5 protein-coding genes are annotated in these 4,225 nt (G+C 72.3%); 4 read left to right on the top strand and 1 reads right to left on the bottom strand.

The features are described from left to right. The coding region (locus tag BWR60_RS35730; RefSeq protein ID WP_179222091.1) for an acetate--CoA ligase family protein at positions 1-704 on the top strand (704 nt) is incomplete at its 5' end. A gap of 13 nt (positions 705-717) precedes the next feature. On the opposite strand, the gene BWR60_RS35725 is transcribed toward BWR60_RS35730, so the two are convergent. After that, entirely contained in the window at positions 718-1,077 is a 360-nt protein-coding gene (locus BWR60_RS35725) for a hypothetical protein (RefSeq protein ID WP_088158065.1), read from the bottom strand. 196 nt (positions 1,078-1,273) lie between these two features. Here BWR60_RS35725 and BWR60_RS35720 point away from each other — a divergent pair, with 196 nt between their 5' ends. From BWR60_RS35720 to BWR60_RS35710, 3 genes are all read left to right on the top strand, one after another. After that, positions 1,274-2,533, top strand: a complete 1,260-nt coding sequence (locus BWR60_RS35720; protein ID WP_088158063.1) for a sarcosine oxidase subunit beta family protein — start codon at positions 1,274-1,276, stop codon at positions 2,531-2,533. An 11-nt stretch (positions 2,534-2,544) separates the two neighbouring features. Continuing rightward, the gene (locus BWR60_RS35715) at positions 2,545-2,823 is read left to right on the top strand and encodes a sarcosine oxidase subunit delta (protein WP_088158061.1); all 279 of its coding nucleotides are present in this window, start codon (positions 2,545-2,547) and stop codon (positions 2,821-2,823) included. Further along, a partial coding sequence (locus BWR60_RS35710) for a 2Fe-2S iron-sulfur cluster-binding protein (protein WP_144445879.1) occupies positions 2,820-4,225 on the top strand: 1,406 nt, incomplete at its 3' end. The genes BWR60_RS35715 and BWR60_RS35710, both read left to right, overlap by 4 nt.

The raw sequence follows: 4,225 nt of genomic DNA, 5'->3' as shown, positions 1-4,225 counted from the left end.
CCGCCCGGCCGCCGATGCGCCCGCCGCTGCCCCCGGAGGCGGCGGTCGCGCGCTGGCGGGCGCGGCTGGCCGACGGCCATCCTGTCACCGAGGCCGAGGCGTTGCGCCTGCTGGCCGATTTCGGCCTGACCGTCACGCCCTGCGCCATGGCCAAGGACGAGTCCGAGGCGGTCGAGGCCGCCATGCGGATCGGCTTCCCGGTGGCGCTGAAGACCGCCGGCACGGCGCATAAGACCGATGTCGACGGGGTGCGGCTGAACCTGGCCGACCCGGTGGCGCTGCGCCAGGCGCATCGCGACCTGGCGGTGCGGCTGGGCCCGCGCGTCGTGGTGGCGCGGATGGTCCGGGACAAGGGCGTCGAGATGATGCTGGGGCTGCAGCGCGACCCGGATTTCGGGCCGGTGGTGGTGATTGGTTTCGGCGGCATCCATGCCGAGATCCTGCGGGATGCCGCCTTCGCCCTGCCACCCTTCGACGCTGCCGAGGCGCGGCGGCTGATCGACCGGCTGCGGCTGCGCCCGCTGCTGGACGGCGCCCGCGGCGCCCCGGCCGCCGATGTCGACGCCCTGGCCGAGGCCGCGGCGCGCTTCTCCACCCTCGCCGCGGCGCTGGGCGACCTGGTCGAGGCGATCGACGTCAACCCGGTCCTGGCCCTGCCGCGCGGCGCTGTCGCCGTCGACGCGCTGGTGGTGCCGCGGCGCTAGGCGGCCACTGGGATCACCAACGGTGACGGCCCCGGCCGCGCCAGCCGTCGTCGCGCCAGCGCCGGCGATGCCAGCCATCATAATGGTCGTTGTCCGAGGCCGCCGCCGCGATGGCCAGGCCGCCGATCGCCAGCGCGCCCACCGCCAGCGCGGTGTTGGTATCCTGCTGCTGCCGCTCGACCTGCGCCTGATAGGACAGCTGGCCCAGCGCGTTGCAGGCATAGGGATCGCCGTAGGAGCAACGCTGCGAGGCATAGTTCAGCTGCATCTCCGACGGCGTCGGCCCGCAGGCCGCCAGCAGCGCCAGGGCGCCGACCCCGCCGATCCGCCAGGCACCGGATGCCAACCTTCCGGTGGTGATGCCGGTCATCATGTCGTCTCCTGCCGACCCGTGGTCGGCCAGTCGGGACGGTGACTCGGAATCAAAGCGGAATTGTGTCCGATCGCCATACATCCCTCTGCAGCCGCAGCGCTCCCGCCGACATCCCTCTTCCCTCCAACATACAGTGGTGTACTGTACTGGCAGGATCGGGAGGTGCCGGGCCAACCCGGCGGAGGCGGGCGCGAGGATGCAGCGGTATTCCTTCTTCTCGCTGGCGCGGAAGGCGCTGGGCGGTCATCGCGGCTGGGAGCCGGCGTGGCGCAAGGCGACGCCGAAGAAAAGCTACGATGTCATCATCGTCGGCGGCGGCGGGCACGGCCTGTCCACCGCCTACTACCTGGCCCGCAACCACGGCATCACCAATGTCGCGCTGATCGAGCGCGGCTGGATCGGCGGCGGCAATGTCGGCCGCAACACCACCATCGTCCGCTCCAACTACCTGCTGCCCGACAACCAGCATTTCTATGAATGGTCGCTCAAGCTGTGGCACGGCCTCAGCGAGGAGCTGAACTACAACGTCATGTTCTCGGCCCGCAGCTCGATCTTCCTGGCGACCTCGGTGGGCGGCGCCATGGCGCTGCGCCGCCGCGGCAACGGCATGCGGCTGGCCGGCATCGACGCCGAGTGGCTGGAGCCGGACGATCTGCGCCGGATGGCGCCGAACCTCGACTATTCCGACAACGCGCTGTTCCCGATCTATGGCGGCATGCGCCAGGGCCGCGCCGGCACCGCCCGGCACGACGCGGTGGCCTGGGGCTTCGCCCGCGGCGCCAGCAATCTGGGCGTCGACATCATCGAGGATTGCGAGGTGCTGGACTTCCTGCGCGACGGCGAGCGCGTCACCGGGGTGATGACGGCCAAGGGCCCGATCAGCGCCGACCGGGTGTGCCTGGCCACCGCCGGCTCCTCCTCCACCCTCGCGCGCAAGCTCGACCTCAAGCTGCCGATCGAGAGCCACCTGCTGCAGGCCTTCGTCAGCGAGGGGCTGAAGCCGGTGGTCGACCACGTCTTCTCCTGGGGTGGCAGTGGCCATTTCTACATCAGCCAGTCCGACAAGGGCGGGCTGGTCTTCGGCGGCGACCTGGACGGCTACAACTCCTACGCCCAGCGCGGCAACCTGCCGGTGGTGGAGGACATCGCCACCGCCGCCATCGCGCTGATGCCCAACCTGTCGCGCACCCGCATCCTGCGGCACTGGGCCGGGGTGATGGACATGTCGATGGACGGCAGCCCGATCATCGGCCTGGCGCCGGTCGACGGCCTCTATCTCAACATGGGCTGGTGCTATGGCGGCTTCAAAGCCATCCCCGGCTCCGGCTGGGTCTGCGCCCACACCATCGCCAACGGCGCGCCGCACGAGCTGAACCGGCCCTTCGCCCTCGACCGGTTCGAGCACGGCCGGATCATCGACGAGAACGGCGTCGGCCCGATCGCGAACCGGCACTGAGGAGCGGACATATGCGAATCCCCTGCCCCTGGTGCGGCCCGCGCGACCTCTCCGAATTCCACTATGGCGGCGATGCCGAGACGCCGCGCCCGCCGCATGAGGAGACTGCGGCGGTGCCCTGGTTCGACCATGTCTACCGCCACGACAACCCGCGCGGCGCGCACAGGGAATACTGGCAGCACAGCTACGGCTGCCGGTCCTGGATCCTGGTCACTCGCGACACGCTGACCCATGAGATCACGGCGGCCGAGCCGATGCGGCGCCCGGCGGCGGCGGAGAGTGGACGATGACCTCCCATCGCCTGGCCCAGGGCGGGCTGATCGACCGGTCGGCGCGGCTCGGCTTCACCTTCGACGGCCAGCGCTACGAGGGCCATCCCGGCGACACGCTGGCCTCGGCGCTTCTGGCCAACGGCGTGCGCCTGGTCGGCCGCAGCTTCAAGTACCACCGGCCGCGCGGCATCCTGTCGGCCGGGTCGGAGGAGCCGAACGCGCTGGTCGAGCTGCGGACCGGCGGCCGGCACGAGCCGAACACCCGCGCCACCGTGGTCGAGCTGTATGACGGGCTCGTGGCCAACAGCCAGAACCGCTGGCCGTCCCTGAGCTTCGACGCGCTGGGCGTGCTCAACGGCCTCCTGGCCCCGGTGTTTCCGGCCGGCTTCTACTACAAGACCTTCATGTGGCCGGCCTCGTTCTGGGAGCCGGTCTATGAGCGGATCATCCGCCGCGCCGCCGGCCTGGGCGCCGCGCCGACCGAGACCGACCCCGACCGCTATGAGCGCCGCCACGCCTTCTGCGACGTGCTGGTGGTCGGCGGCGGCCCGGCGGGCTTGAGCGCCGCCTTGGCCGCGGCCGAGGCCGGCGCCCGCGTCATCCTGTGCGACGAGACCGACCGGTTCGGCGGCAGCCTGCTGGGCGAGGACGAGCCGGTCGAGGGGCGTCCGGCGGCCGACTGGGTGGCGGAGCGGCTGGCGGCGCTGCAGGGCTTCGGCGACCGGGTGACGCTGGTGCCGCGCGGCACCGCCTTCGGGATCTACGACCACGGCACGGTCGGGCTGGTCGAGCGCGTCGCCGATCATCTGGCCGAGCCGCCGGCGCATCTGCCGCGCCAGCGCTTCTGGACCATCCGGGCCAAGGCGATCGTGGTCGCGGCCGGGGCGATCGAGCAGCCGCTGGTGTTCCCGAACAACGACCGCCCCGGCGTGATGCTGGCCGGCGCGGCGCATCGCTACGCCCATCGCTACGCCGTGGCCCCGGGCAAGCGGGTGCTGGTGGCGGGGATCGATGACGGCGCCGCCCGCGCCGCTTTGGCGCTGAAGCGGCACGGGGTCGAGGTCGCGGGGCTGGTCGACGGCCGCGCCGCCCTGCCCGACCCGCTGTCGGAAGAGCTGCGCGCCGCCGGCATCGCGATCCATGCCGGGTCGGCGGTGCGCGGCGCCAAGGGCCGGCTGGGCGTCGAGGGCGCCCGCATCGGCGCGGCCGGCGGCAGCGGCAGGGCGGTCGCCATCGACTGCGACGCCATCGCCATCTCCGGCGGCTGGATGCCGACCACGCATCTGCTGAGCCAGCGCGGCATCCGCCCGAAGCTGGACTGGACCCGCGGCGGCTATGTGCTGCCGGATCTCAACGGCCCGCTGCTGGCCGCCGGCGCCTGTGCCGGCCGTGCCACCACCGAGGCCGCGATCGCCGACGG

The sequence above is a fragment of the Inquilinus limosus genome, assembly GCF_002195995.1.
Lineage (GTDB): Bacteria > Pseudomonadota > Alphaproteobacteria > DSM-16000 > Inquilinaceae > Inquilinus > Inquilinus limosus_C.
This window is presented reverse-complemented; position numbering and strand designations above follow the sequence as displayed.

Excerpts from the sequence above, each read along its gene's own strand:
- BWR60_RS35715 (WP_088158061.1), top strand. The coding sequence starts at position 2,545 with ATGCGAATCCCCTGCCCCTGGTGCGGCCCGCGCGACCTCTCCGAATTC.
- BWR60_RS35720 (WP_088158063.1), top strand. The coding sequence starts at position 1,274 with ATGCAGCGGTATTCCTTCTTCTCGCTGGCGCGGAAGGCGCTGGGCGGT.
- BWR60_RS35725 (WP_088158065.1), bottom strand. The coding sequence starts at position 1,077 with ATGATGACCGGCATCACCACCGGAAGGTTGGCATCCGGTGCCTGGCGG.